Origin of the sequence: Parazoarcus communis SWub3 = DSM 12120 (genome assembly GCF_003226565.1) — a bacterium.
Taxonomy (GTDB): Bacteria; Pseudomonadota; Gammaproteobacteria; order Burkholderiales; family Rhodocyclaceae; genus Parazoarcus; species Parazoarcus communis.
In genome coordinates this window covers 1-25,769 of the sequence record NZ_QKOE01000012.1, presented here as the reverse complement: position 1 = coordinate 25,769, position 25,769 = coordinate 1, and the positions used below count along the sequence as shown (strand labels likewise).

The window sequence follows — 25,769 nt, the reverse complement described above, 5'->3', positions numbered from 1 at the left end:
AGGATGAGATCGCTTGCCGATCCCCCGGTTGCGGGCGCTGCCGCCGCGGAAGCGGCGGTGCAGCCCGCAAGCCTGCGCAATGTGGAAGAGGTCATGACGCCGCCACTGGCGATCAAGCGCCACGACGTTGGCGGCGCCCCGCCGATGGCGCCTGCTATTGCGCAGCCTGCAATGGGTGCGCGCCTGCTGGGCCGCCTGCGCACCCAATTGGGCTCGCTGGCGCTCAGCGTATTGTCGATCGGCCTGCTGCTCGGTTTCTGGTACCTGGGTACCGAGTATCGCTGGGACTTTTACATCCGCTTCACCAATGTGCCGACGCCGGGCGAGGTATATACCGAGTTCATGGGGCTGATCGGCAGCGCCAAGTTCCAGGCCAACATCGGCATCAGCCTGGGACGCATCATGCTCGGCTTCTGCATCGCCACCGGGCTGGGCGTGCTGCTGGGCCTGCTGTGCGGGCGCTATGCGCTGCTCAAGGGCCTGCTGTTTCCGGCGCTGGAAGTGTTGCGGCCGATTCCCGCGATCGCCTGGGTGCCGATCTCGATCATGCTGTGGCCGACCACCGAGACCAGCATCGTCTTCATCACCTTCATCGGCGCCTTCTTCCCCATCCTGCTCAACACCCTGCATGGGGTGGCGGCGGTGGATCCGGTGCTGATTCGCGCCGCACGCTGCCTGGGTGCGGGTGAGGTGGCGCTGATGACGCGGGTGATCCTGCCCGGTGCCCTGCCGCACATCTTCACCGGCCTGGCCGTCGGCATGGGGGTGGCCTGGGTGTCGCTGATCGCTGCGGAGATGATCTCCGGCCAGTTCGGCGTCGGCTACTTCACCTGGGAAGCCTATTCCCTGATCGAGTACCCCCACATCGTCATCGGCATGCTGGTGATCGGCGTGCTCGGCCTGTTGTGCAGCGGCGGCATCCGCCTGTTGTCCAGGCTGGTGATGCCGTGGCAGCGCGTCGGCACCAAGGAGAACGCATGATGGCAAGCGAAGCGAAGGCGGCCAAGGGCCATATCGACCTGCGCGACATCCGGGTCAGCTTCACCCAGAACGGCGCGGCGCTGGATGCGGTACGCGGCGTCACGCTGGACGTGAAGCCGGGAGAGTTCGTCTCGGTGGTGGGGCCCTCGGGCTGCGGCAAATCCACCCTGCTCAATATCGTCGCCGGCTTCCTCAAACCCAGTGCGGGTGAGGCGCGCGTGGACGGGTTGCCGATCAGCGGCCCCGGTGCCGACCGTGGCGTGGTGTTCCAGCAGTACTCGCTGTTTCCGTGGTTGAAAGTGCGCGAGAACGTCGAGTTCGGGCTCAAGATGCAGGGTATGGGGCGTGCCGAGCGCGAGTCGCGGGCGCGCACCCTGCTCGGGCTGGCGGGGCTGCTGTCGTTCGAGAACCATTATCCCGACCAGCTTTCCGGCGGCATGAAGCAGCGTGTCGGCATCGTCCGCGCGCTGGCCACCGGTCCGCAGGTGTTGCTGATGGACGAGCCTTTCGGTGCGCTCGATGCCCAGACCCGGGTGGTGATGCAGGAGATCCTCACCAACATGTGGCAGCAACTGCGCCTGTCGGTGCTGTTCATCACCCACGACATCGAGGAATCCATCTTTCTGTCCGACAAGGTCTATGTGATGACCGCGCGTCCCGGACGGATCAAGGCGGAGATCCCCATCCCGCTGCCGCGGCCGCGCACGGCCGAGATGACCTCGTCGCCCACCTTCATGGCCCTGCACCGGCAGTTGAAGGCGCTGATCCGCGAGGAGAGCCTGGCGGCCATGGGCGGCGAACTGAAGGAGGGCGGCCTGGGGCAGGACTGGCACCTGGGCGAACAGGGTGTGGGGGCGCTGTGATGAGTGCCGTTCTCGCCGCCTCCTGCGTGCCGGTGCACATCACCGACCGGCGCGTCTCCGGTTTGCTGGTCATCGAGTGGGACGATGGTGCGATCAGCTCGCTGCGCCACGGCGACCTTCGCCAGCGCTGCCGCTGTGCAGCCTGTACCCAGCGTCAGCGCAGCGGCCAGCTGCCCGACCCACCGGCGGCGCTGTCCGCCATCCGGCCGGTGGCGGACAAGGGGCTCAACCTGGTGTTTGCCGACGGCCATGAACGCGGCATCTATCCCTGGACATATCTGCGCGAACTCGGCGACGAGTCCGCCTGACAACATGAGGCTTTCATCATGAGCAATCTTTCGGTCGAACGTGTCCTGCACGTGCATCACTGGAACGAATCGCTGTTCAGCTTCCGGACCTCGCGTAACCCCGGGCTGCGCTTCCGCAATGGCCATTTCGTCATGATCGGCCTGCCCGACGACGGCAAACCGCTGCTGCGCGCCTATAGCATCGCCAGTGCAAACTATGACGAACACCTGGAGTTCTTCAGCATCAAGGTGCCCGATGGCCCGCTCACCTCGCGCTTGCAGCACCTGCAGCCGGGGGACGAGCTGATCGTTGGCAGCAAGCCGGTGGGCACCCTGGTCATCGACGATCTCAACGACGGCCGCAATCTCTTCCTGCTGGCCACCGGCACCGGGCTGGCGCCCTTTCTCAGCATCATCCGCGATCCGGACACGTACGAGCGCTTCGAACGCGTGGTGCTGGTGCATGGCGTACGCCAGGTCAGCGAGCTGGCCTATGTGGATTACATCGAGCGTCAGCTGCCGCAGGACGAATTCCTTGGTGAGGTGGTCAGCGAGAAGCTGCTTTACTACCCGACGGTGACCCGCGAGCCCTTCCGCAATCAGGGGCGGCTGACCGATCTGCTCGATTCCGGCAAGCTGTGTGCCGACCTTGGCCTGGCTGCGCTCGACGCCGCGCACGACCGCGCCATGATCTGCGGCAGTCCGGCGATGCTGGCCGACACCTGCAAGCTGCTTGACGCTCGTGGTTTCCGCATCAGTCCGCGCCAGGGCGAACGTGGAGACTATGTGATCGAGCGTGCCTTCGTCGAGAAGTAGAATCCGGCTTGGCTGCTGTGCCGCCCCGGGGCGGCCGGCGGCATCAATTTCCCCTTGGAGAGCACTGCATTGAAGATTCTGGTCCCGGTCAAACGCGTGGTGGATTACAACGTGAAGGTTCGCGTGAAAGCGGACGGTAGCGGCGTGGATATTGCCAACGTGAAGATGAGCATGAACCCGTTCGACGAGATCGCGGTGGAAGAAGCCGTGCGCCTGAAGGAAGCGGGGGTGGCCACCGAGGTGGTGGCGGTGAGCTGCGGCGTGGCCGCGTGCCAGGAGACGCTGCGAGCGGCGATGGCGATCGGCGCGGACCGCGGCATTCTGGTGGAGACGGATGTCGAGTTGCAGCCGCTGGCGGTGGCCAAGCTGCTGAAGGCGGTGGCCGACAAGGAAGGCCCGACGCTGGTGATCTGCGGCAAGCAGGCGATCGACGACGACGCCAACCAGACCGGGCAGATGCTGGCGGCGCTGGCGGGCTGGCCGCAGGCCACCTTTGCGTCGAAGCTGACCCTGTCTGATGGCAAGGCCAGCGTCATGCGCGAGATCGACGGCGGGCTGGAGACGCTGTCGATCCAGCTGCCGGCGGTGGTCACCACCGACCTGCGCCTGAACGAGCCGCGCTACGCGACGCTGCCCAACATCATGAAGGCCAAGAAGAAGCCGCTGGACACCGTCAAGCCGGCCGAGCTGGGCGTGGATGTGGCCCCGCGGCTGAGCACGCTGAAGGTTGCCGAGCCGCCCAAGCGCAGCGCCGGGGTGCGGGTGGCCGATGTGGCCCAGCTGGTCGACAAACTCAAGAACGAAGCAAAGGTGCTCTGATCATGCCGATTCTCGTCATTGCCGAACACGACAACCAGAACCTGAAGGCGGCCACGCTCAACACCGTCACCGCCGCGCTCAAGCTCGGTGCCGACGTCCACGTCCTGATCGCCGGTGCCGGCTGCGCCGCAGCGGCCCAGGCCGCCGCCAAGGTGGCCGGGGTGACCAAGGTCCTGGTGGCGGACGCCGCGCACTACGAAGCGCAAGGCGCCGAGAACGTGGCCGAACTGGTCAAGGGTCTGGCCCGCGACTACAGCCACGTGCTGGCCCCGGCCAGCAGCGCAGGCAAGAACATGCTGCCGCGGGTGGCGGCGCAGCTGGATGTGGCGCAGATCAGCGACATCGTCGGCATTGAGGCGGCCGACACCTTCGTGCGCCCGATCTACGCCGGCAACGCGCTGGCCACGGTCAGGAGCGCCGACCCGATCAAGGTCATCACCGTGCGCAGCACCGCCTTCGAAGCGGCGGGCGAGGGCGGTGCCGCTGCGGTCGAAGCGATCCCGGCAGCCGCCGACCTGGGCCTGTCGGCGCTGGTCGGTCGCGAGATCACCAAGAGCGCCCGCCCCGAACTGGGCGCGGCCAGGATCATCGTGTCCGGTGGTCGTGGCGTGGGCAGCGGCGAGAACTACCACGCCCTGCTCGAGCCGCTGGCCGACAAGCTGGGCGCCGCGCTCGGTGCCAGCCGGGCCGCGGTCGATGCGGGCTATGTACCCAACGACTACCAGGTGGGCCAGACCGGCAAGATCGTTGCGCCGCAGCTGTACATCGCGGTGGGCATCTCCGGGGCCATCCAGCACCTGGCGGGCATGAAGGATTCCAAGGTGATCGTGGCGATCAACAAGGACCCGGAAGCGCCGATCTTCCAGGTGGCCGACTACGGGCTGGTGGGTGACCTGTTCGAACTGGTACCGGCGCTGGCTCAGGCAGCCTGAGCGCCCAAGCGCCTGCGCGGCAAGCGGGGGCTGAGGTAGCATGCGGGCAGTCCATCCCCCTGCCTGCTGCCATGACCCAAACCGCCCCGCTTGCCCAGACTGCCTGGCCCGATGTGCCCGACTGCCACGGCTGGTTGTCGCTCGACCGCCGTGGTGGATGGCGACTCAAGGGTGAGTTGGTGCGCCACGAGGGTCTGATCCGCTTCATCAACGCCAACTATGGCCCTGATGGTTGTGGACGCTGGCGGGTGCAGAACGGGCCGCAGCAGGTTTTTGTGGACCTGGAATACACCCCCTGGGTCTGGCGTCTGGGCGAAGGCGGCGACCTGCTGGCCCACACCGGCCAGGCCGCCGGTCCGGTCGAGGCGGTGTGGGTCGATGATGAGGGGTCGGTGTTGTTGCTTGCCGGACCCGGCATCGGCGTGCTCGACGACCGCGATCTGGCGGCGTTTCTGGATGAGTGCGTCGGGGCGGATGGAGCGCCGGCTGACGAGGCGCTGTTTGCCTGCCTGATGGAGGGGAAGACGGCTGCGGCCTACTGGCGCGGCTGTCCGCTCGAGGCGGCCACCCGGGCTGCGTTGGTCGCCCGGTTTGGTTTGTGATTCGATCAACCTGATCAAGACACACCGGAGCATTGCCATGAGCAAGAAATGCTGCAAGAAAAAGCCCCGCTGCAAGAAGTGCCCACTGCGTAAATGATCACGGGCCGGCGGCCGGTTTGATGCCGGTGCCGGCCCGTGTGGGGCGTGAAGCGTTACGGGCGCGGCAGGGCGCCCGGGGCGGCGGTCAGCCTTCGCCCGGCTCCATGTGCGACTGCAGATAGTTGGGCAGGGTGACGCTGTCGATGAGGGTCTGCTGGGTTTCCAGCCAGTCGATGGCTTCTTCGCAGTGTTCCAGCAGGTCTTCGAGCAGGTCGCGGCTGACGTAGTCCTGCACTTCCTCGCACAGCGCGATGGTCTCGACCAGCAGCGGGTGCTGGATCTCGCGCTCGTACTTCAGGTCACACTTCAGGCACTCGACCACGTCTTCGCCGATCATCAGCTTGCCCAGGTTCTGCAGGTTGGGCAGGCCTTCGAGGAAGAGGATGCGCTCGATCAGTTCGTCGGCTTCCTTCATCACCCGGATCGACTGCTTGTACTGGTAGTCGTTGAGCTTTTCCAGGCCCCAGTTACGGAACATGCGGGCATGCAGGAAGTACTGGTTGATCGAGGTCAGCTCGTTCTTCAGGACCTTGTTCAGGGCCTCGATGACTTTCTTGTCGCCTTTCATGTGTCGATCCTCAAGCCGGGTTGCCCGAGCCCATCTGGCTCTGCTGGTAGTTCTGCAGACCGACCAGTTCGATCAGGCGCAGCTGCTTTTCAAGGTAGTAGGCGTGATCCATTTCGGTGTCTTCAAGCTGAACACCGAGCATGTCGCGGGTGACATAGTCCTTGGCTTTCTCACAGGCTGCCATGGCCTTCTTGAGCTCGCCGACGACCTTGTACTCGACCTCGAGGTCGGCCTTCAGCATTGCGACCACATCCTTGCCGACATTGAGCGCCTCGCGCTTGGCCAGGTTGGGCGTGCCTTCCAGGAACAGGATGCGCTGGATCAGCGCGCGGGCGTGCTGGCGCTCGTGGTCTGATTCGTGCAGGGCTTTTTCGGCCAGGTGATTGAGGCCGAAGTCGGCGTACATCTCGCCATGGATCAGGTATTGATCCACCGCAGTCAGTTCGCCGGTGAGCAGATCGTTGAGGATATCGATGATTTTCTTGTCGCCTTTCATGGCCATCTCGCAAGGGTGTTCCAGTGCTTTCAAAATCGCACGCAAAGCCCCAAAAATCAATGTTTCCGGCGCATTTGGTTAATGCGAACGATTACCCGACACGAACAGTCGGGTAATTGTCGGGTTTTGTCGCATGCCGGCACTTTTACGGTGCATGCGCGGCCGCCTTGGGCGCGATCCGGCAATGGCATGCTTCCTGCTGCCGGTTTGGCCTATCTTCGTGCATTTGGGTGCAGATCATGACGCGTTCTTCCGCTTCGGTCGTCTTTGGCCAGGTCATCGGCATGCCGGCTTCCAGCGTGTTGCGCCTGGCGGCCATGGCCGCAGCGAGTGAGGGCGGGATTGACCCGGAAACCCTGCTGATGATGCGGATGCGGGTCGATGCCGGCGAGCTCGACACCCTGTCCGGTGCGGCGGTGTGGCACGAACTGGCCCGCGGGCTGAGCGAGGCGGTGCCGTCCCGCATGCTGCAGGCGCTGCGTGCCTGTGGCGGGCTGGCCGTGGTGCTGCCCGAGCTGGATGCCTTGTTCGGAGTACCGCAAAGTGCCGATGATCCACCGACAGTCGACATCGGCGAACATCAGCTGCGCTGGGTGGATGAGCTGGCGCGGCGGCGCGCGCCACTGGACCTGCGCTTTGCCGCACTGGTCGCCAACGTTGGCAAGGCGGATTCGCCGCCCGAGCATCTGCCATCCCATTACCGTCACCACGACCGCGCGCTACCCCGCATCGAGGCGATGTGTGCCCGGTTTGCGTTGCCGCAGCGTTTTCTGCGTCTGGCGGGGCTGGTGCTGGCCGAGTTCGAGCGCGTGCATCGGGCGTCCGAGATGCGGGCCGGTTCGCTGGTGGCGCTGCTCGAGCGGGTCGGCGCCTTTGTCGACGAGGACGACTTCCAGAGCCTGATGCAGGTTTGCGAGGCGGACTTTTCCGCCTATCCGGGGCGTGCCAGCCTGAGCTACCCCAAGCGGCGCATCCTGAGCACTGCACTGGCCGCCGCCCGTGCGGTGACCGTGGACGATGACGATACCGAAGCCTTGCTTGAAGCGCGGGTGCTGGCGGCTGCCGCGGCCTTGCGCTCCAGCCGCTGGGGTGAGGCGGCGGGCTGACAGGGCGCGCTACAGCGTCTCGAAATCCTGCAGGCTGCGCACCTTGTGCTCGATGGCGGACAAGGTGCCGGCATCCATGCGGTCGAGCTGGCGGAACACCATCGCCAGCCGGTGCTGGCCTTCGAGCTGCGCGCGATGGCGGCGAAAGAAGTCCCAGTACAGCGCATTGAATGGACAGGCACGCGGGCCGGTACGGTCGCGTTTGTCGTAGTGGCAGCCCTTGCAGTAATCGCTCATGCGATCGATGTAGGCGGCGCTCGACACATAAGGCTTGGTCGCCAGCCGGCCGCCATCGGCAAACTGACTCATGCCCAGGGTGTTGGGCAGCTCCACCCACTCGAAGGCGTCCACATACACTCCCAGATACCAGCGGTGCAGCGCCGCCGGATCCAGCCCTGCCAGCAGGCCGAAGTTGCCGATCACCATCAGGCGCTGGATATGATGCGCATAGGCCTGCGCCAGCGACTGGCCGATGCTGTGTGCCAGGCAGCGCATGCGCGTCTGCCCGTTCCAGAACCAGGCGGGCAGCGGGCGGCGATGGTCGAAGAAGTTCAACTGCTCGTATTCCGGCATGTTGGCCCAATACACCCCACGCACATATTCCCGCCAGCCCAGTATCTGGCGGATGAAGCCCTCTGCGGCGGGCAAGCTCACGTCGCCGGCACGGCAGGCTTCCTCGGCGCGGGCAATCACCTCGCGCGGGTGCAGCATCTTGGTGTTGAGGGCAAACGACAGCAGTGAGTGGAACAGCCGTGTGGCACGGTAGCTGAGCGCATCCTGATAGCTGCCGAAATGCGGCAATGCCTGGGTGACGAACGCGTCCAGGTGTTCCAGCGCCTCGGCCCGGTTCAGGGGCCAGCGCAGGTCGTCGGCACAGGGCTCGCCAAAACTCGCCACGCCCGCCGCCTGTATCTGCTGCCACAACGCGCGGTGGTCATGCCCGCGGCGCCAGTCGGCGGGTTCGTGCGGCAGGCCCGGCCAGGCCTGGCGGTTGTCATGGTCAAAGTTCCACTGTCCACCCAGGGGACGGCCATCGTCCTGCAGCAGCACCTGGTGGCGGCTGCGCATGTGGCGGTAGAAATGCTCCATCAGCCACTGCCGACGGTTGGCAAACAGGGTGGCGGCATCGTCCCGGCCGGTGAGGAAGTGCTCGCTATCCACCATTGCGGTGGGCATGCCCAGCGTGCCGGCGTAGCGGCTCAGCTGCTGGTCGAGCCGCCACTCATCCGGCGCCTGGTACTCGAAACGGGTGACCCCATGATGTGCGATCAACAGATCCAGATTGGCCGGAATCGACGGGCGGTTGCCGGCATCGTCGATGGCAAGGTAATGCACCCGATGGCCGGCTGCCGTCAGCTGCCCGGCAAAGTCGCGCATTGCGGCAAGGACCGCCAGAATCTTCTGCGCGTGATGCAACACATAATCGGTCTCCTGACGGACCTCCATCAGCACGTAAAGCACATCGGGGCGGTGCCTGGCAAACCAGCTGTGCCGGGGGTTCAACTGGTCGCCCAGGATCAGGCGCAGGGTCGTCATGAGGTCTTCCTTGCCGCGTGGCGGCAGCGTTCCGAGCAGTAGCGCACCTCGTCCCAGCAGCGCGCCCACTTCCTGCGCCAGGCAAAGGGGCGGCCGCAGGCCGCGCAGGGTTTGGTGGGCAGGTCGGCTTTCTTGCGCATGCGTATTCAGAAGGCCAGCTTCAGCTGGCCGGCAGCGGCGGCGGGCACTGGCGCCTTGGCCCGTGGACGGGGGGTGCGCCTGCGTGAACCGTGTTTATCGACAATGGCAGGCTTGGCCGCCCTGACCATGGGGTCGGCACGACGCGCGAACAGGCGCTCGCGTGCCACGCGGGTGGCCTGCTCCAGATCGACCGGTGGCCGGGGGATCTCCTCACCCGGCCGCAGGCCGAGGTCGCGCTGCAGTGAGTCCGGCATCCGCCATGGCTCGAACAGCCAGCTGTCCGGCACGCGTCGCATCCACGGCAGCCAGTGGCGCACGAAGCGACCGTCCGGATCCTGATCGTGGGCCTGTTTGATCGGGTTGTAGATGCGCGGCACATTGATGCCGGTGGTGCCCGACTGCATCTGCATCTGCGGCCAGTGAATGCCGGGTTCGTAATCCAGGAACTGCCGTGCCAGCCAGCCACCTACCGGTTGCCAATGCAGCCACAGCGGGTAGGCGGCTACCGACACCAGCATGGCCCGCATGCGAAAGTTCAGCCAGCCGGTTTCGCGCAGCATCGCCACACAGGCATCCACCAGCGGCCACCCCGTGCGCCCTGCGCTCAGCGCAGCAAAGTGCTGCGGGTTCCAGTCGGCCTCGCGCAGGCCGTCGTAGCCGCGATGCAGGTTGCGGGTTTCCAGTTCCGGCTCGCTCTCCAGCTTCTGGATGAAATGACAATGCCAGTACAGCCGGCTGATGAAGGCATTCAGGCCCGCGCGGTGGCGGGTAGCCGAAGGTGGCAGGCTGGCAATCTGCAAACGGGTGGCCTGCACCACCTCGCGCAGGCTGATGCACCCGAAGGTCAGGTAAGGCGAGATGCGCGAGCAGGCCGTCGGCGCCCGCAGTGGCGACGAAATGCCGCCCCGATACTGCTGGCTGCGCGCCTGCAGGAAGTCCATCAACGTGCGCATCGCTTCACCGCGCCCGCCGCGCTGGCGTAAGGGCGGCTCGCCTGCCGGCAAGCCCAGCGCATCCGCATCGGGTGGTGCGGTGTCGGCCCAGGGCAAAGGTACAAAGCGCAGCGCGGCCGGCACCGGCAGGCAAGGCTGCGCCACAAACGTCTCCCAGCGCGCTTGCCACTCCCCCCGATCGCGTAGTCGCCGCACCACGCCAAACTGCGCAAACTCGCGCCAGGCCACCCCCTGTGCCCGACACCATCGCGCCACCGCCAGATCACGCTCAAAGCTCAATGCATTGCCGGTCTCTTCGTGGGCATACAACGCATCAAGCGGTGCCGCCGCATGCAAGCGTCCCAGCACCTCGGTCACCTCGCCACCCACCACGTGCAAGCGCCCGCCCAACGCGCGCAGCGCACGATACACCTCGCGCAAGCTTTCCAGGACAAAGTGGTAGTGCTGGCGGGCCGCGTCAGGCGCAGCACATAGACTGGGCTCGACAATGTACAGGCACAGCACCGGCCCCCGCGCCGCCGCTGCCGTCAGTGCAGCGTGGTCTTGCACGCGAAGATCGCGTTTGAACCAGACGACGGTGTAGGGCATGAGGTGAGGGCATGGGTGGGGGTGGAACTATTTTTGTCTTGGACAAAATGGGTGTCAAGGTGATTCGGATGAGACGCGATGTGTACGCCGAGCGGCGTTTGCGGGTGTTCGGTGGTGGTGACAGGGACCTTGATGGGCCATCCAATAAATTTGCGACCGAGCGACTTCGCTTCCCTCTGTCGGCAATGATGGACTTGCCTCGATTCATCGCACCTCAAAAATCACACTCATCGGCGCACTACCGCTATGCCGCAGGTATCGAACGCGCCCGCAATATTCAAACGGTGCCGCTTTCCCTGCAGCGAGTTTGGTCTCACGTACGAACAAATGAATCGAGATGCCCAGCCTTTCATGCTCAATGATCTCGTGTCCACGCTTGCTCTCTGGCGTTGTGGCGTTCTGGCTTTGCCAGTGGAAGTTGTGGTCATCGATCCAGTGGTCCAGATATCGGTGATCCTTCGCCTTGCCTTGCTTGTTGAGCGTTACCAGCAGGACATGAGCCTTACAGTTTGTAAGGACGACGTGGCCGCTATTCCAGTTGCCGGGGTTGAAGGTTTCACCGAATAGGTTGGGGATGTCTTCGCGTAGGAACGATTCGCCAACTGCCAGTTCTAGCGGGTCAATCACTGCTTTGAAGCGGGCGAGTGTGCGCAACTCCTCAGTCATTTCTGGGGTGACGACGATGTACTCATAGTCTTGATTGTTGGCAACCAACACATAGCTGCCGTCACGTTGCTTGTTCACAACGCGTAGCAGGTATTGGTCGTCTCCAGTTTGATCTTGGCGCTCGATGGCGATGGTGTGGCCCGTAATTGAGCCCGCGCTGCCTGCGCTAATGAGTTCCAGTAACAGATAGTCGCCGTCGCGGATTGGGGCTTTGCCACCGTTCATCGAGTTCCCCGACGCGCGGGCGATGAAGTGTCGAGCGGGGTCGAGACGGCCGTAGCTGGGGCCAAGTTGTCGATGCTCTTCGGCGTCGGCGTTTGCGGTGCGGAAGTGGCCGCAGGCGATGCGTAGGTTCGGAAAATAAGGGAGTTCGGTGCGCTCGGGTGGCGAGCGGCGCAGTGGGATGACATTACTTGAGTTGCTGTCAATCGTGATTCTGGCTTCATAGGCAGCGAGCCGGTAGTCGACCAACTCTTGAGCCATGTCGCTGAAGGAAGGCAACTGGTCTTCGGCGAGTTTGAAAGTCGCTTCGAAACGCTCGTCGTGTACGCGAAAGAAAGCACGGGCTTTTGCGTCTCGGTTGCCTCCAATCCAAGCGTTTACTGGGTGTTTACGCCAGTAGTCTTGCCAGGCCTTGCTGCGGCCATCCTCCGTGTCGTTGAACTCGCTCAGTAAATCTGACGCTAGATGACGGCGACGTTGCAATACCTGCCATGAGCGGTAGGCAAGTTCCGAAAGCCGTGGAGGGTGGCGCCAGCCGTCGAGTTCTTGCAGTGCTTCGATGAGCACCATCTTGAAACTCTTGGTCATCGCAGTGACTTCTAGCTCACGCAGTGCATCCTGATGAGCGTTGAGCACGGCATCCTCCGACGGACTCAAATCGCTCATGGCTTTGACCACTCCGAACCAGCTGCCAAACTCTTGGCGCATGCGGGTCAGGTTAGCGCCCGAGCGGTAGAACTCGGCGAGTGTAGGACGACGGCCGAGGCTGGCTTTGAGTGCGAGGTAGTCATTTGAGATGCCTTCGCTGTCGAGTGACTTCAAGAAGTCGATCAACTCTAGGTCGAAATTGACGAAGCAACCCGAAGGCAGTTCCAGTCTTTGGCTCTCCAGTTTCCGGGCAAATGCAGCAAGCTGTTTGTAGCTGCTTCCAACTTGCGCTAAAGCCTGCGGTTTGTGGAGAAAGCTGTGGTGGTTGCCGATAAAGTCTAGGACGACCAGTCTTTCCTTGCCGGGAGACTTTCGCAGGCCGCGTCCGAGTTGCTGCAGGAAGAGAATTTTCGATTCTGTCGGCCGAAGCATCAGCACCGTGTCGATGGCCGGTAGATCTACGCCCTCGTTAAATAGGTCAACGGAAAAAATGACTTGCAGCCGTCCGTCAGCAAGTTGCTCCAGTGCCTCGCCGCGCGCTAAGGCTGAGCCGGCGTATACCGCAGCAGCGGCAATGCCTTCGCGGGCAAACTGTGTCGCCATGAACTCGGCGTGGCGTATCGATACACAAAACGCCAGGGTGCGAGCCTGAGCGCGTTGTTGCCATTGCCTGAGTGCATGACGAGCGCGTGCAAGCGTCGCAAGTTTGTTAGAGAGTTGTTCGGGATCGAAACGACCGTTTCGCCATGGAATTTCCCGGTAGTTCACCGATTTGTCCCAGATCCCGTAGTAATGAAACGGCGCCAGTAAGCCAGCTTCGATGCCGTCGAATAAGTTGCGGCAGAACACCAAGTTGTCGTCGCACAGGGTCAGGATGTCTGACTGGTCACTGCGGTCTGGCGTAGCGGTGAGGCCCAGTAGAAATTGCGGTGCAAAGTGAGCGAGCAGCCTTCGGTAAGTCGGTGCCGCCGCGTGGTGAAATTCGTCGACCACGACATAGTCAAAGTGCTGCGGCGCAAAGCGGTCGAGGTGGGTCAGTTTGCCGATCGTCTGGATTGATGCACATAGCACATCGACCTGAGTGTCGCGAGTTTGTCCCATGTAGAAGCCGACTCGTGCTTGTGGCCGGATACGGATAAAAGTCTCTGCGGCTTGGTTCAGGATCTCTTCCCGGTGGGCCACGAAGAGTATTCGGCGTGCGCCGAGTTGTTCTGCATCGAAGGCAGCAAGCCATGTCTTGCCTAAACCTGTGGCCAAAACGACCACGCCTCGTTGATAACCTTCACGACGCGTCGCTGCGAGGGCAGCGAGGGCATCAGTTTGGATGGGCGTGGGGACTGGGAGCGGTTCTGTCTCCTCGCTACCGGGTGCGAGAGGGCGTGGCGGTGGGACGCGTCGGGCGTCGTATCGGTCGATCCACTGATCGGTCAACTCTACCGTTTTGGGGTGAGCAAAAAGTTCTTCGAAGCGGGCGCGAGCCTCGATAAAGCCGTCGTCACCGGGGTAGTCGACGCGGTAGTTCCATTCCAGACCATCCGTTAAGGCTTGGCGGCTGATATTGCTGGACCCTATAAAAGCGGTGCCCTGGAGACGCTGTGGCGCCGGGAAGCGCGCAAACAGATAGGCCTTCATGTGAAAGCTGGTTTTGCCTGCTTCGAATATGCGTACCTTGGCGCCTTGTTCTGCGAGTAGCATCAGAAGGCGTAGCGCTTCAGGGTCGGTGATGTCCAGATAGTCGCTGGTCAGGATGCGTAGTCGGGCTTGTGTGCGGGTATGCGCCAGATCCCGGGTCAAGGCGTCGAGGAGGTCCGGAAGCAGGAGGCGCAGACCGGTGGTTTTGACGAAGGACACCGCAAGATCGATTTCGTCTGCCTCGGTGATGGCGTGTCGAAGTTGCGGCAGAAATGGGTGGCGAGCATCCCCAGTGAAAAGCTTATTGGGGGGCACGACATGCCGAGTGCGCCGTCGTACCAGCGCGTTTAACCAAGACTCTTTGCGGTTTGGGCGGCGATCCGGCGTCAGCCAGCACTCGATGTGCTCGATATCGTCCAGGTCCGCAAGCCACTGACGCAGTCGGGTTTCTGTTGCGTCGGTGAAATGTCGGTCGCCGTCGCTACGTTCGCCATCCCCCTGTTTGAAGCTCAGATAGAACATTCCGCCTTGCTTGAGACTGGCCCATAACCGCCCAAGCACTTCGGGTAGGTCTGCTTCGGGTACGTGCAGCAGACTCGCGCAAGCCCAGATGCCGTCGTAGCAGTCGAGTTCGCGGACATCCTCCATTCGACGCACATCGACCCGCTGACCGAGTAGTTCTTCGGCGGCTCTAGCCATCATGGTGGAAGCGTCAAATGCGCAGATGCGATAACCACGCCCAAGAAACGCTTTGCTGTCGCGCCCAGAGCCGCATCCGGCATCCAGAATCAACCCTCCCTCCGTGATTTCGGCTAGGAATCGATCGTGCAGTTCAGACATATCGACATCGAGAGTGCTTTCGATGAAGCCGACTGTGTTGTTGTCGTAATAGCGGATTGTGCTGGACATCGATATCGATACTTGTGGTCAGGTGGATAGGACGACCAAGCGCTTGGATGGATTTGCGACCAGTTTAGCCAAGACTCGCAGGCGTTTGAGAAGAGAAGGTGTCTTCATTTTGCTGACACGCTTATTCTGCGATCCGGTTTCCCGTTCATCGCATGAGGCTGCGTTGAATCGCGACAGGGAGAACGGACAGGTTGGTCGCGCGCTCGTGTTCCATCACCTTGATCCTCGATTTTTAATGTAGAAACATTTCTACATTGATTGATTCTGGAGGTGCTCTATGACGATCACGACTCTATCTAGTCGAGAGTTGAACCAGGACGTGACGCGAGCAAAGAAGGCCACCAAGAGCGGTCCGGTATTCATCACGGATCGCGGGAAGCCTGCTCACGTGCTGTTGAGCTTCGATGACTACCAGCGGTTGACGAAGCAGCGGCGCAACATTGCCGATGCTCTGGCGATGCCGGGTGTTGAGGATAGCGAGTTTGAGCCACCGCGCGTGACCATTGGAGCCAGGCCGGCTGATCTCTCATGATGTATGTACTCGATACCAACGTGCTATCCGAGCTGCGCAAGGTACGACTCGGTAAGGCCGATGGGAATGTGACGGCATGGTCGGGCAGCGTCGATGCCGCCGACTTCTGGGGGAATGGGGCATCCGTGGCGGTTCGTTCGGTGACCAAGAGCCTATCTACCTGTAGACCTCCTGCCGACTGAAGTAACGAAACGCGGCACCGTCCCTACCCGGTGCCGCTGCACCTGCCCTTACTTCAGCACAAACCGCGCCGTGGTTGGCGCCTTGCCTGGCAGTGTCACCACCGCGACAGCCTTGCTGCCGCTATCGAGCTTGAAGGTGCCGGTGGCTTGCAGTTTGTCGCCGGCGGGGGTGAGTTCGATGTCCTGCTTGTCCGATCCGGTCAGCAGGGTGAGTCTGGCGTGGCCCTTGCTGACGTCCACCGGCTTGCCGTGGTCGCGCAGGTAGAGCTGGATGCGGTCGGCTTGGGCCACCAGTTCGAGGTCGATGTCTTTCACTTCCACCACCACGCCACCGTGCATGGGGTCGTGTGCGTGGGCGTGGTCGTGATTGCCGCCGGCGAAGGCGGGCAGGCTGCCGAGCAGGGCAGTGGTGGTGATCAGGGTGATGAGTTTCATGGTGTCTCCTGGGTGATGAAGGGGTGATGGGATGGGTGAAGGTGAGTGGGGCTAGAAGGCCTCGGCGTCACGGTCGTTGAGCAGGCGCTCGGCGTCGCGGCGGCCGAACAGCCAGAACATGGCCGGGGTCAGGAAGGTGTCGAGCAGGGTGGAGCTGATCAGGCCGGAGAAGATCACCACGGCCACCGGGTGCAGGACTTCGGTGCCGGGGCGTTCGGCCTCGAACAGCAGCGGGGCGAGGGCGAAGGCAGTGACCAGCGCGGTCATCAGCACCGGGGACAGACGCTCCAGCGAGCCGCGCACGATCATCCGGTGATCGAAGCGTTCGCCTTCGATGCGCATCAGGTTGAGGTAGTGGCTGACCTTGAGGATGCCGTTGCGCACCGAGATGCCGGCCAGGGTGATGAAGCCGATCAGCGCGGCCACCGACAAGGGCTGGCCCGACAGCCACAGGCCCAGCACGGCACCCACCAGGGCCAGCGGGATGTTGGCCATGATCAGCGCCGACAGCCGCAGCGACTTGTAGCGGCTGTACAGCACGACGAACATCAGCGTCAGCGAGACGATGGACAGCAGGCCCACCACCCGCGAGGCTTCCTCCTGTGCCTGGAACTGGCCGCCCAGGGTGATGAAATAGCCTTCGGGCAGCGCGGTGCCGGCGACCACGGCGCGGATGTCCGCCACGACGTCCGACAACGGGCGCTGCTGGGCGTTGGCTGACAGCACGATGCGGCGTTTGCCGTCGTCGCGGCTGATCTGGTTGGGGCCATCGCCGTCCTCGATGGTGGCCAGCCGGGACAGTGGCACGGGCCCGCCCGGGGTTTCGATCAGGATGTTGGCCAGCCCATCCAGCGTGCGCGCGCTGTCGGGCAGGCGCAGCACCAGCGCGAAGCGCCGCCCGCCCTCGACGACCTGGGTGATCTTCTCGCCCTCGACCAGGGTCTGCAGCGTGGCCAGGATCTGCGGTGCCGGAACACCATGGCGGGCTGCGGCCGCGTAGTCGATGTTGATGCGGACCTGCGGTGCCAGCACCTGCTTTTCAACCTGCAGGTCGGCGATGCCGGGCACGCCGGCAAGGCGTTGGCGCAGGGCGTCGGCCTGGGCGCGCAGCACGTCCAGATCCTCGCCGAAGATCTTGATGGCAATCTGCGAGCGTACGCCGGACAGCATGTGGTCGATGCGGTGAGAGATGGGCTGGCCGACCTCGACGGCAGCTGGCAGATTGGCCAGCTGGGCACGGATGTCGGCGCGCACCGCGTCCATGCTGCGGGTGAGCTGGGCGGCGGGCACGATGCCGACGTCCAGCTCGCTGACATGCACGCCTTCGGCGTGTTCGTCGAGCTCGGCACGGCCGCTGCGTCGGCCGACGTGGGTGACTTCCGGAACCTGGCTGACCCGCAGCTCGGCCTGTCGCGCCAGCGCCGAGCTTTCGGTCAGGGTCACGCCCGGGTTCAGGCGCAGGCCGACCAACAGCGTGCCCTCGTTGAACGGCGGCAGGAAGGTGGTGGGAAAGAAGGGGACGGCCAGCACCGCGGCCATGACCGCGACGCCGGCCGTGGCCAGCGCCGCCCGCGGTTGGTTCAGCACGGCCTGCAGGCCGCTGCGGTAGCGCGCCTTCAGCCAGGCCAGCAGCCGGGTGTCATCGTGGTCCAGCGTTTTCAGGCGCGGCAGCAGGTAGTAGCTCAGCACCGGCGTCACCGTTACCGACACCAGCAGCGAGGCCAGCGTTGACGCAATGAAGGCCACGCCCAGCGGCAGGAACAGCCGGCCTTCCAGACCAGGCAGCGCAAACAGCGGGATGAACACCAGCACGATGATGGCGGTGGCGTAGAGGATGCCGGAGCGCACCTCCATCGACGCCTTTGCCACCAGTTGCAGCGGATGCAGCCGGTGCTGGGGGTGGCGCGCGCGGTCTTCCTTCAGGCGGCGGAGGATGTTCTCGACATCCACCACTGCGTCATCCACCAGCCCGCCGATGGCAATGGCCAGACCGCCCAGGGTCATGGTGTTGATCGACAGCCCGAAGTAGCGGAACACCAGCGCGGTGACCAGGATGGATACCGGAATCGCGGTCAGTGCAATCAGGGTGGGGCGCACGGTGCCAAGAAAGAAGAACAGGATCACCGCGACGAACAGCGAGGCCCCGATCAGCTTGCCTTGCAGTGTGGCGATGGAGGCCTCGATGAAGCTGGCCTGGCGGAAGGTGACACGCGGTGCCTCCATGCCGGCGGGCAGTGAGGTCTGCAGGCCATCGAGGGCGTGTTCGATGGCCTGGGTCAGCGCAATGGTGTCGGCGCTGGGTTGCTTCTGGATGCCCAGGATCACCGCCGGTTTGCCTTCAAACCCCGCGTCGCCGCGTTTGGGGGCGGGCGCAAAGCTGACGCTGGCGACCTGGTGCAGCAGGATGGGCTGACCGTTGCGGACGCCAACGGCCAGGTTCTGCAAGTCTTCCATGCGGGAGGTGCGTCCGAGGTTGCGGATCAGGTATTCGCGGCCGTTCAGCTCGAGGAAGCCGCCCGATGTGTTGGACGAGAAGCCCCGCAGCGCCGCCTCCAGGGTGTCGAGGGGGACGCCCAGTTCGGCCATCCGCCGGGTGTCGACGTGCACCTGAAACTGGCGCACCTCGCCACCGATCGGGATCACCTGCGCGACGCCGGGCACCGACATCAGCCGCGGGCGCAGCACCCAGTCGGCGTATTCGCGTACGGCCATCGGGCTGATCTGCTGCGGATCGAGCGGGATGGCGATCTGCATGATCTCGCCCATGACCGAGCTGATCGGGCCCATGCGCGGCACCACGCCCGGCGCCATCTCCTCCTCCATCGCTGCCAGGCGCTCGGAGACGAGCTGGCGCGCTCGGTAGATGTCGATGTTCCAGTCGAAGGTGACGTACAGGAAGGACAGGCCGGCGCTGGATACCGAGCGCACGGACTCCACCCCCGGCAGGCCGTTCATGGTGGTTTCGAGCGGAAAAGTGATGAGTTGCTCGACTTCCTCGGCGGCCATGCCGCCAGCCTCGGTCATGAGCGTGACCGTGGGTTTGTTGAGGTCCGGAAATACGTCAACCGGGGTACGTGACAGCGTGAAGGCGCCGTAGGCCATCAGCACCACGCTGGCAATGATCACCAGCAGGCGGTTGGCCAGGCTGTTGTCGAGTAGCCACTTGAACATGGGTCGGGCCTCCGGTCAGCGGATCTGGTTGATCAGCGTGGCTGCACGGCTGGCGATGCGCTCGCCGCCTGCCAGGCCCGACGTGACTGCGACATCGACGCCATCGAGCGGCACGACGGTCACGGTGCGCGGCTCGAAGCGTTCGGGCGCGGTCTTGACCCAGACGATGGTCTGGTTGGCCGGGTTCTTCATCACCGAGGCGGCTGGCACCCTGACACCCGTTACCGTGCTGCGGGTGTGCACCTGAATGTCGACCGGTTGCCCCACGGCCAGCGCGGCCAGCGCCTCACCCCGGGCGCGGAAGGCCAGCGGCATGGCCTGCTCGCGCAGGCTGCGTGCGGCGCCAATGAAGTCCAGCGCCACCCGCTGTTCGCCAACGGCCAGGCTGGCACCTGCGATATCGGTGGCCAGGGCGGCGTCGTAGGCAAGCGCTTCGATCTGCAGGCGCTGCGGATCGACAACCTCGAACACCTGCTCGCCCGCATCGACCACCTGACCGGCGACGGCGTTGCTGGATGCGATCACGCCGGATACCGGCGCTCGCAGCGCATCCCGGCTGGCGAGGCTGGCGCCCACTGCCTGGGCGCGTTGTGTCAGGCTGCTCAGTTCGCTTTCGGTCGCCTCGATGTCCTTGCGCGGGACGGTGTCGGCCAGTTCGCGCAGGCGTGCCAGGCGTTTGCGCGCGAGGGCTTCTGCTGCCTGGAGATCTGCCAGCTGGGCACGCTGGTTGGCGTGCTCGATAGCGGATACGGCGGGCTCCACATAAGCCAGGATGTCGCCCTTGCGCACGGGTTGGCCAAGGGTGGGCAGCCCGTTCGGGCCGGCCAGCAGCCGGCCGGGGACCAGTGCCTGGACGGTGCCGCCGGCATTGGGGTCGATCACGACGCGGCCGGTCAGTACATGGGTGCGTGGCAGGGTGGCCGCTTCGGTCAGCAGGGTGCGCACTCCGATCTGGCGCTGGGCAGGTTTGGGCAGGAACACGCTGCCGTCGGGCAGGCGGGAGGGGCCGTTGCCGCCGCTGGCAGCAGGGGCAACGTCGCCATGGTCGTGACCGGGGCCGGCGAGGGCGCTGGTGCTGATGCCGGCCAGCAGGAAGGCCAGCGCGGCAAGTGCAAGCGTCGATTTCATACGGCATCCCCTTGCTGGATTCGGGCAGGGGCGCGGCGGCGCGACAGGGCCCAGCCAAGGAGGCTGGCCAGCAGGGCGCCGGCTCCCATCCAGCCGGCTTTGCTAGTCCAGGATCCGGGCTGTGCGGGCGGGGTGTCGTGCGCGGAGGCGTCGTCATGCAGGTCGAGCTCGCCTGCGAGCAGATCGATGTCCTTGCCCGCGGTCACGGTGGCGGTGACCGCGATCACGCCAGCTTGAAGCGGGCTTTGCAGCTGCGCTTCGAATTCGCCGGGCGCGTGTGGCAGGACAGTGATTGCCTGGCCATTCAGTTCAAGCTCCAGGCGGGCGTCCTCGACCGGACGGTTGTCGGCGAAGTGGTCGAGGTACAGGGTCAGGTGCGGGCCGTCGACGATGCCCACCAGCTCGAACAGCTCGGAGGTGGCGGCGAAACGGGGCAAGGCGGGGCCGGCAGTGGTGACCGGCGCGTCGCCGTGATCATGGCCGGGGCCGGCCAGGGTGGTGGGGGCAGCGCTCGCCAGCAGCGTGGCAAGGCTCCAGCTCAGCAGGGTGTGAGAGTGTGTCATGTAAGGCGTCCTGAAATTCATTCGGGGAGCAGGCCAATGGCCTGGCGCAGTGCCGAGCGCGCGGCGGCAAGCTGGATGCGGCTGCGTGCGAGCTGTCGTTCGGCCTCGCTGGCTTCCAGCTCGATACGCAGGCGGGTGGGCAGGTCGGCTTCGCCCAGGCGGAAGGCCTTGTCGAAAAAGGCGCGTGATTCCGCTGCCAGCCGGGCGCGTCGCTCGGCTGCCTCCAGTTGCAGGCGGGCGGTTTCGGCGCGGTGGCGGGCAGTGTCGAGTTCGGCCAGCAGGCGGTCGTGCTCCACCGCAAGCTGGACTTCGGCCTCGACGGCTTCGGCGCTGGCGTCGGCAATCCTTGCCCGGTTGCGGGCGTCGTCGCCAAAGGGCAGGCGCAGGCCGACAGTGACGGTGTGCGTCCAGTTTTCGCCGTAGGCGCCACGCTCGCGGGTGGTGGCCAGGTTCAGCTCCGGGTTGGCGCGTGTCTGGACTGCGGCCAGCGCAAGCGCGCGACGCGCACGTTCGGTGCGCGCCTGCCATTCCGACAGCAGGGGGTGTGTCTCCTCAAGCGCACTGACATCGGTCGGGAGTGTGGGCTCGGGCTCGATGGGCGGGACGTCGTCTGTGGGGGTGGCGACGGGCTGGCCAGTCAGCGCCCGCAGGCTGCTGCGGGCAGCGACCAGGGTGCTGTGCGCTTCGGCCAGTGCGGCTTCTGCGCTCGCCACGGCACCTTCGGCCTGATGCTGGTCCGCGCGCGCCAGCTCACCGGCGCGCACCCGTCTGGCAACGTCGACGGCAAGCTGGCGGGCGTTGGCCAGGCGGGCCTGTTCCAGCCCAACACCGGCGTGTGCGGCCTGCCATGTCCAGTAAGCGTCGCGTACCGCTGCGGCCGTACGCAACTGCGCCGCCTGCTGGCGATGACGGGTCGCCTGCAGTTCGGCATCGGCCAGCGCACCTGCGGCAGCGCGTTCGCCGGGTAGCCAGAGGGGCAGCGCGATGCCGGCTTGATACTCGCGGCTGCCGGTGTTGCGGTCGATCTGATCGGTTTTGCCCGACAGTTCGATGGCAGGCGGCTCGGCCGTCCAGCGATCGGCGCTGTGCCGCCGGGCCAGGGCGGCCTCTTCCTGCAGGGGCAGGGACCGGGCTTCGGGCTGCCGCAGCCAGGCCGCATCGAACGCTTGTTTGAGGGTCGACACCGGGGGCGCCGACACGGGTGCCAGGGGCTGGGCTCCGGCGGAGCAGGCAGCCAGGGCGATCAGGGCGCCGGGCAGCCAGGGGGGACAGATGCGATGGAACATCCAATTCTCCGTGATTGATGGGGACGGAAAATCGGCAAGGCGCTTCAGGCGGACTGTCCGGCACGCACGAAAACGCCGCTCAGTACGGCGTCAACGCAGTGGGGTGGGAAGACTGATGACCCTGCCGATCAGGCAGGGCATCCCCATTTGGGGCGTTCGGGCTCGGTTGAAGGGGCGGAGCGGGGCGCAGGATGCGCGAGGGGGGTGATGACGGGCTCGATGGCGCTGGTCACCGCCGCCGTGGCGCAGCTTGGCATGGCGGCCAGGCTGGCCATCTGGCAGAAGCCGCAGTCGGGGTCGGACTTGAACGCGCCGTCGGTGTCGCTGGAGTCGCCCTGGTGTGCGTGTTCGTGATGCCCGAAATGCTTGGCTGCGGAGCCGGTTTCGTGCTGGCAATAGACGCTCACCGCCGCCCAACCCAGTTGGAGCGGCATGAAGACCATCAGGAGGATTGCAAGCCAGCGGCGCATGGGGCGGCAGTATAGCGGCATGGAGTGATTCATTACCAAGAATGGCGGAAGGTGACGACTCAGCCGCCTGAATAAAGCTCACGCATTTTCTCTCGCTCGTCGGCTGTCAGGTCTTTCAGTTCTTGGATAACTTGCTCACGGCTTTTGCCCGGCCCCATATTGCGAGAGGGGACGGGTAACGCTCGTTGCAGGTAGTACAGGCTACCGTCGGCCTTGGCTGCTTCTAGCTCACGGAGGACGTCAAGGCGAGTCTTGGTATCTGGAGTGTGATCGGGGTGATACGTGATCCCGACGTCGTCGCTGTTGGTGTGCCAAGTGGATGATGCCAAGGCTGTTGCTGGGGCAGTGAAAAGGGCTGCAAGCAAGGATGTAAATGCGATAACGCGATATTTTTTCATGATGTACTCCGGTAGGGTAAGTGTGCCGTGCGGGTTTGCAGGGGACGTCTCAAACTTTAAACAAGCGCCCTCGTCGAAATACGAACATCGTGATTACAAAAACGTAATGCTGGCCGTACCTGGGGAGAGTGATAATCAGGCGATGAAACTTCTTGTCATCGAAGATGAGCCTAAGCTTGCTCAATACCTTCGCAAGGCACTGACGGAAAGCAGCTATGTTGTCGACCTTGCGTATGACGGAGCGGAAGGGTGCTACTTCGCGCTTGAATACGACTACGACTTGATCGTGCTTGACGTGATGCTGCCGAAACTGGATGGTTTTTCGGTTCTTCAGACGGTGCGCCGAAAAAGTACGGTTCCTGTGCTTATGCTGACAGCCCGTGATCAGGTTGATGATCGTGTTCGAGGGTTGCAGGCTGGGGCCGACGATTATCTTGTTAAGCCTTTTGCATTGTCAGAACTGCTTGCGCGCGTTCAAGCATTGTTGCGGCGCGGACAGGTGCGTTTGACGGGAGGGTCTTCTACCGAGTTGGTCGTTGCGGACCTGACGCTGGATTTGCTCGGGCGTAAGGCGACTCGAGGTGGCCAACGGCTTGATCTGACACCGAAGGAATTCACTTTACTGAGCTTGCTGATGCGCAGAAAGGGGGAGGTGTTGGCCCGTTCCGTGCTGGCTGAACAAGTGTGGGGTATGCACTTCGATAGCAATACCAATGTCGTTGAGGTTGCGATCCGTCGCTTACGTGGGAAAGTCGACGATTCGTTCGACGCCAAGCTGCTGCACACTGTACGGGGCATGGGGTACGTTCTGGAGGTGCGTGCAGGGTGAGACCGCGTGGCGCCAGATCATTGAACAGTTGGCTTTCCTGGTGGCTGGGGGTGTTGACCTTCGTTGGGCTTGGGGTTGTCTGTTCTGTTGTTTATGCCGTAACAAGCTGGAGTTTCGCCTCACGACAGCTTGACGAGTTAGGGAAGTATCGGGTTCTCGTACTCCACCTATTGGATGAGCATCTCGTTCAGGGCGATATCGATCAGTTGAGACATAAGCTGGATGATTTTCTGGTTGGTCACTCGACGCTCTCCTTGAAACTGACTGCGAGTGAGGGAGGCGTTCTGTTTTTGCGCGAATCAGCATCCAGACACGTCAGCGCTTCTAGAACTGCGAATTTCGAGATTCCTTCGAGTAGCGGGCTTGGCTCCTCGGCCGGCACATTCAAGGGTGAGCTCAAGCTGGATATCGACGCGGATGAGGATGTGTTGCGGCGGCTTGCGTGGACGCTCCTGATCAGCGCGCTGGCAGGAACAACATTGGTCTGTTCGGGAGGTTGGTGGTTGGTGCGACGGGCTTTTGCGCCAGTGCGTGATTTATCTGAACGAGTGGCGGCACTTGCTCCTGACAGCCTATCCCTATCGTTGGATGGCTCCGATCAAGCGGAAGAGTTGAGTTTGCTGGTGGTTCAATTCAATGCCTTGTTGGCCCGTGTTGAGCGAGCCTACCAGCAACTGGAAGGATTTAATGCTGATGTGGCCCATGAACTGAGAACGCCGCTCGCTACGCTGATTGGTGAGACGGAACTGGCGTTGAGTCGCGAGCGTGGGGTGGCGCAGTTGCGCGATGTGCTTGGCTCCAATCTTGAGGAGCTTCAGCGACTCGCCGGGCTTGTGAATGACATGTTGTTTCTTTCGAACGCTGACCGAGGGGCGTTAGCCCGGTGTTCACCGGTGAGCTCTCTTGCGGAGGTGGTCTCCGAAGTTGTCGAATACCACGACGCTGCTCTGCATGAGGCAGGTGTCACGGTTCGAGTCATGGGTGATGGGGTGGGGCGTTTCGATCTGCCGTTGCTTCGTCGGGCGCTCTCAAACCTGTTTGCGAACGCAACCCGTTATGCTGAGCGCGGTTCGGTCATGTCGTTCCGAATTGAGGCGACGTCTCGCGGAAGTATCCGGTTTTCATTGAGTAATGTAGGTCCCGCGATTAGCGAAGAGCATTTGCCCAGACTGTTCGATCGCTTCTACCGTGTTGATTCTGCACGCCAGCGGAGCGATGCGAATCATGGACTTGGGCTTTCCATCGTTGCTGCTGTTGCACGAATGCATGGCGGAGTGCCTTTTGCCAAATCGTCGCATGATTGTGTGACTGTTGGGTTCGAGCTACCTGCGTCTCCCCCTTGATGCTGCCTTAGTGACTGCGGAGATCTGGACTGCGGTTGGCCAGATACACAAGCCGGAATTGGAGGACGTGTGCTGCTATCGCCTGATCACCGAAAGCTACCTCATTTATCTGAGTATGCTCGACCTTACACTCGAGTGACCGGAGTGGTTGGCTGGCGCGCTGGTTTTATGCTGGCAACAGGCGCTCACCGCCGCCCAACCCAGTTTGAGCGGCATGAAGACCATCAGGAGGGTTGCAAGCCAGCGGCGCATGGGGCGGCAGCATGGCGGCAGTTGGACCGGCTGGGCGCAGGTCTGCGGCCTTGGCCTCTTCAGACCGTCTTCAGCATCGGCGCTTCCCATTCCTGGTAGTGGTCGGCCGGCGTGCCTTGCAGGCTGCGCTCGGCCGAACGCAGGGTGTTCTCGATCAGCATGGTCACCGTCATCGGGCCCACGCCGCCAGGCACGGGCGTGATCCACGAGGCCTTCTCCTTGACCCCGTCGAAATCCACATCGCCGACGATGCGGTTGTCGGGCAGGCGGTTGATGCCGACATCGATGACGATGGCGCCTTGCTTGACCATCTGCG

General features: G+C 63.6%; 24 protein-coding genes and 1 pseudogene. 11 read left to right on the top strand and 14 right to left on the bottom strand.

Features of this window, described 5'->3' with window-relative positions:
* Positions 1-3: 3 nt before the first annotated feature.
* From DNK49_RS15475 to DNK49_RS15445, 7 genes are all read left to right on the top strand, one after another.
* Positions 4-981 (top strand): ABC transporter permease, encoded by a 978-nt coding sequence (locus tag DNK49_RS15475; RefSeq protein ID WP_207807002.1) that lies wholly within the window; start codon positions 4-6, stop codon positions 979-981.
* On the top strand, positions 978-1,844 hold the full coding sequence (locus DNK49_RS15470) for an ABC transporter ATP-binding protein (protein WP_110526509.1): 867 nt from the start codon (positions 978-980) through the stop codon (positions 1,842-1,844). Before DNK49_RS15475 ends, DNK49_RS15470 begins: the two co-directional genes overlap by 4 nt.
* Positions 1,844-2,152: a DUF971 domain-containing protein gene (locus tag DNK49_RS15465; RefSeq protein ID WP_110526505.1), complete on the top strand. Its 309-nt coding sequence runs from the start codon at positions 1,844-1,846 to the stop codon at positions 2,150-2,152. Before DNK49_RS15470 ends, DNK49_RS15465 begins: the two co-directional genes overlap by 1 nt.
* A gap of 18 nt (positions 2,153-2,170) precedes the next feature.
* Positions 2,171-2,947 (top strand): ferredoxin--NADP reductase, encoded by a 777-nt coding sequence (locus DNK49_RS15460; protein WP_110526502.1) that lies wholly within the window; start codon positions 2,171-2,173, stop codon positions 2,945-2,947.
* 69 nt (positions 2,948-3,016) lie between these two features.
* A complete protein-coding gene (locus DNK49_RS15455; protein ID WP_110526499.1) occupies positions 3,017-3,766 on the top strand; it encodes an electron transfer flavoprotein subunit beta/FixA family protein in 750 nt (249 codons plus the stop codon).
* 2 nt (positions 3,767-3,768) lie between these two features.
* Positions 3,769-4,698: an electron transfer flavoprotein subunit alpha/FixB family protein gene (locus DNK49_RS15450; RefSeq protein ID WP_110526497.1), complete on the top strand. Its 930-nt coding sequence runs from the start codon at positions 3,769-3,771 to the stop codon at positions 4,696-4,698.
* Between the two features lie 71 nt (positions 4,699-4,769).
* Positions 4,770-5,300 (top strand): DUF2946 family protein, encoded by a 531-nt coding sequence (locus tag DNK49_RS15445; protein WP_110526494.1) that lies wholly within the window; start codon positions 4,770-4,772, stop codon positions 5,298-5,300.
* Positions 5,301-5,484: 184 nt separating this feature from the next.
* On the opposite strand, the gene bfr (DNK49_RS15440) is transcribed toward DNK49_RS15445, so the two are convergent.
* Positions 5,485-5,967 (bottom strand): bacterioferritin, encoded by a 483-nt coding sequence (gene bfr / locus DNK49_RS15440; RefSeq protein ID WP_110526491.1) that lies wholly within the window; start codon positions 5,965-5,967, stop codon positions 5,485-5,487.
* 10 nt (positions 5,968-5,977) lie between these two features.
* Positions 5,978-6,463, bottom strand: a complete 486-nt coding sequence (gene bfr, locus DNK49_RS15435; protein ID WP_110526704.1) for a bacterioferritin — start codon at positions 6,461-6,463, stop codon at positions 5,978-5,980.
* Between the two features lie 239 nt (positions 6,464-6,702).
* Between bfr (DNK49_RS15435) and DNK49_RS15430 the strand changes: the two genes are divergently transcribed.
* Positions 6,703-7,569, top strand: coding sequence for a tRNA nucleotidyltransferase (locus DNK49_RS15430; RefSeq protein WP_110526488.1), 867 nt, complete (start codon positions 6,703-6,705; stop codon positions 7,567-7,569).
* Between the two features lie 9 nt (positions 7,570-7,578).
* On the opposite strand, the gene DNK49_RS15425 is transcribed toward DNK49_RS15430, so the two are convergent.
* From DNK49_RS15425 to DNK49_RS15410, 4 genes are all read right to left on the bottom strand, one after another.
* Positions 7,579-9,105: a cryptochrome/photolyase family protein gene (locus DNK49_RS15425; RefSeq protein WP_110526485.1), complete on the bottom strand. Its 1,527-nt coding sequence runs from the start codon at positions 9,103-9,105 to the stop codon at positions 7,579-7,581.
* Positions 9,102-9,245 (bottom strand): DUF2256 domain-containing protein, encoded by a 144-nt coding sequence (locus tag DNK49_RS15420; protein WP_211164087.1) that lies wholly within the window; start codon positions 9,243-9,245, stop codon positions 9,102-9,104. The genes DNK49_RS15425 and DNK49_RS15420 overlap by 4 nt, the downstream gene beginning before the upstream one ends.
* Before the next feature lie 6 nt (positions 9,246-9,251).
* A complete protein-coding gene (locus DNK49_RS15415; RefSeq protein ID WP_110526479.1) occupies positions 9,252-10,787 on the bottom strand; it encodes a cryptochrome/deoxyribodipyrimidine photo-lyase family protein in 1,536 nt (511 codons plus the stop codon).
* A gap of 204 nt (positions 10,788-10,991) precedes the next feature.
* Positions 10,992-14,864 (bottom strand): DUF3427 domain-containing protein, encoded by a 3,873-nt coding sequence (locus tag DNK49_RS15410; protein WP_110526476.1) that lies wholly within the window; start codon positions 14,862-14,864, stop codon positions 10,992-10,994.
* Between the two features lie 277 nt (positions 14,865-15,141).
* Here DNK49_RS15410 and DNK49_RS15405 point away from each other — a divergent pair, with 277 nt between their 5' ends.
* Positions 15,142-15,396 (top strand): type II toxin-antitoxin system Phd/YefM family antitoxin, encoded by a 255-nt coding sequence (locus DNK49_RS15405; protein WP_110526472.1) that lies wholly within the window; start codon positions 15,142-15,144, stop codon positions 15,394-15,396.
* Between the two features lie 230 nt (positions 15,397-15,626).
* On the opposite strand, the gene DNK49_RS15395 is transcribed toward DNK49_RS15405, so the two are convergent.
* The 7 genes from DNK49_RS15395 to DNK49_RS15365 form a co-directional block, all read right to left on the bottom strand.
* The gene (locus DNK49_RS15395) at positions 15,627-16,013 is read right to left on the bottom strand and encodes a hypothetical protein (RefSeq protein WP_110526469.1); all 387 of its coding nucleotides are present in this window, start codon (positions 16,011-16,013) and stop codon (positions 15,627-15,629) included.
* 51 nt (positions 16,014-16,064) lie between these two features.
* A complete protein-coding gene (locus tag DNK49_RS15390; protein ID WP_110526466.1) occupies positions 16,065-19,184 on the bottom strand; it encodes an efflux RND transporter permease subunit in 3,120 nt (1,039 codons plus the stop codon).
* A gap of 15 nt (positions 19,185-19,199) precedes the next feature.
* Positions 19,200-20,312: an efflux RND transporter periplasmic adaptor subunit gene (locus DNK49_RS15385; RefSeq protein WP_110526463.1), complete on the bottom strand. Its 1,113-nt coding sequence runs from the start codon at positions 20,310-20,312 to the stop codon at positions 19,200-19,202.
* Positions 20,309-20,875, bottom strand: a complete 567-nt coding sequence (locus DNK49_RS15380; protein WP_110526460.1) for a hypothetical protein — start codon at positions 20,873-20,875, stop codon at positions 20,309-20,311. Before DNK49_RS15380 ends, DNK49_RS15385 begins: the two co-directional genes overlap by 4 nt.
* 17 nt (positions 20,876-20,892) lie before the next feature.
* Entirely contained in the window at positions 20,893-22,161 is a 1,269-nt protein-coding gene (locus DNK49_RS15375; RefSeq protein ID WP_110526457.1) for a TolC family protein, read from the bottom strand.
* Positions 22,162-22,289: 128 nt separating this feature from the next.
* Complete coding sequence (locus tag DNK49_RS15370) at positions 22,290-22,595, bottom strand: hypothetical protein (protein ID WP_165843345.1); 306 nt, start codon at positions 22,593-22,595, stop codon at positions 22,290-22,292.
* Positions 22,596-22,690: 95 nt separating this feature from the next.
* Entirely contained in the window at positions 22,691-23,029 is a 339-nt protein-coding gene (locus DNK49_RS15365) for a DUF4148 domain-containing protein (protein ID WP_110526451.1), read from the bottom strand.
* 142 nt (positions 23,030-23,171) lie between these two features.
* On the opposite strand from DNK49_RS15365, the gene DNK49_RS15360 reads away from it, so the two are divergent.
* Together DNK49_RS15360 and DNK49_RS15355 are read left to right on the top strand one after the other, a co-directional pair.
* A complete protein-coding gene (locus tag DNK49_RS15360; protein WP_110526702.1) occupies positions 23,172-23,858 on the top strand; it encodes a heavy metal response regulator transcription factor in 687 nt (228 codons plus the stop codon).
* A gap of 20 nt (positions 23,859-23,878) precedes the next feature.
* Positions 23,879-25,201 carry a heavy metal sensor histidine kinase gene (locus DNK49_RS15355; RefSeq protein WP_211170918.1) on the top strand — a complete coding sequence of 441 codons (1,323 nt, stop codon included), beginning with the start codon at positions 23,879-23,881 and terminating at the stop codon, positions 25,199-25,201.
* Positions 25,202-25,512: 311 nt separating this feature from the next.
* Here the strand turns inward: DNK49_RS15355 and DNK49_RS15350 are convergent.
* Positions 25,513-25,769: pseudogene (locus tag DNK49_RS15350) on the bottom strand (hypothetical protein); the annotation flags it as partial.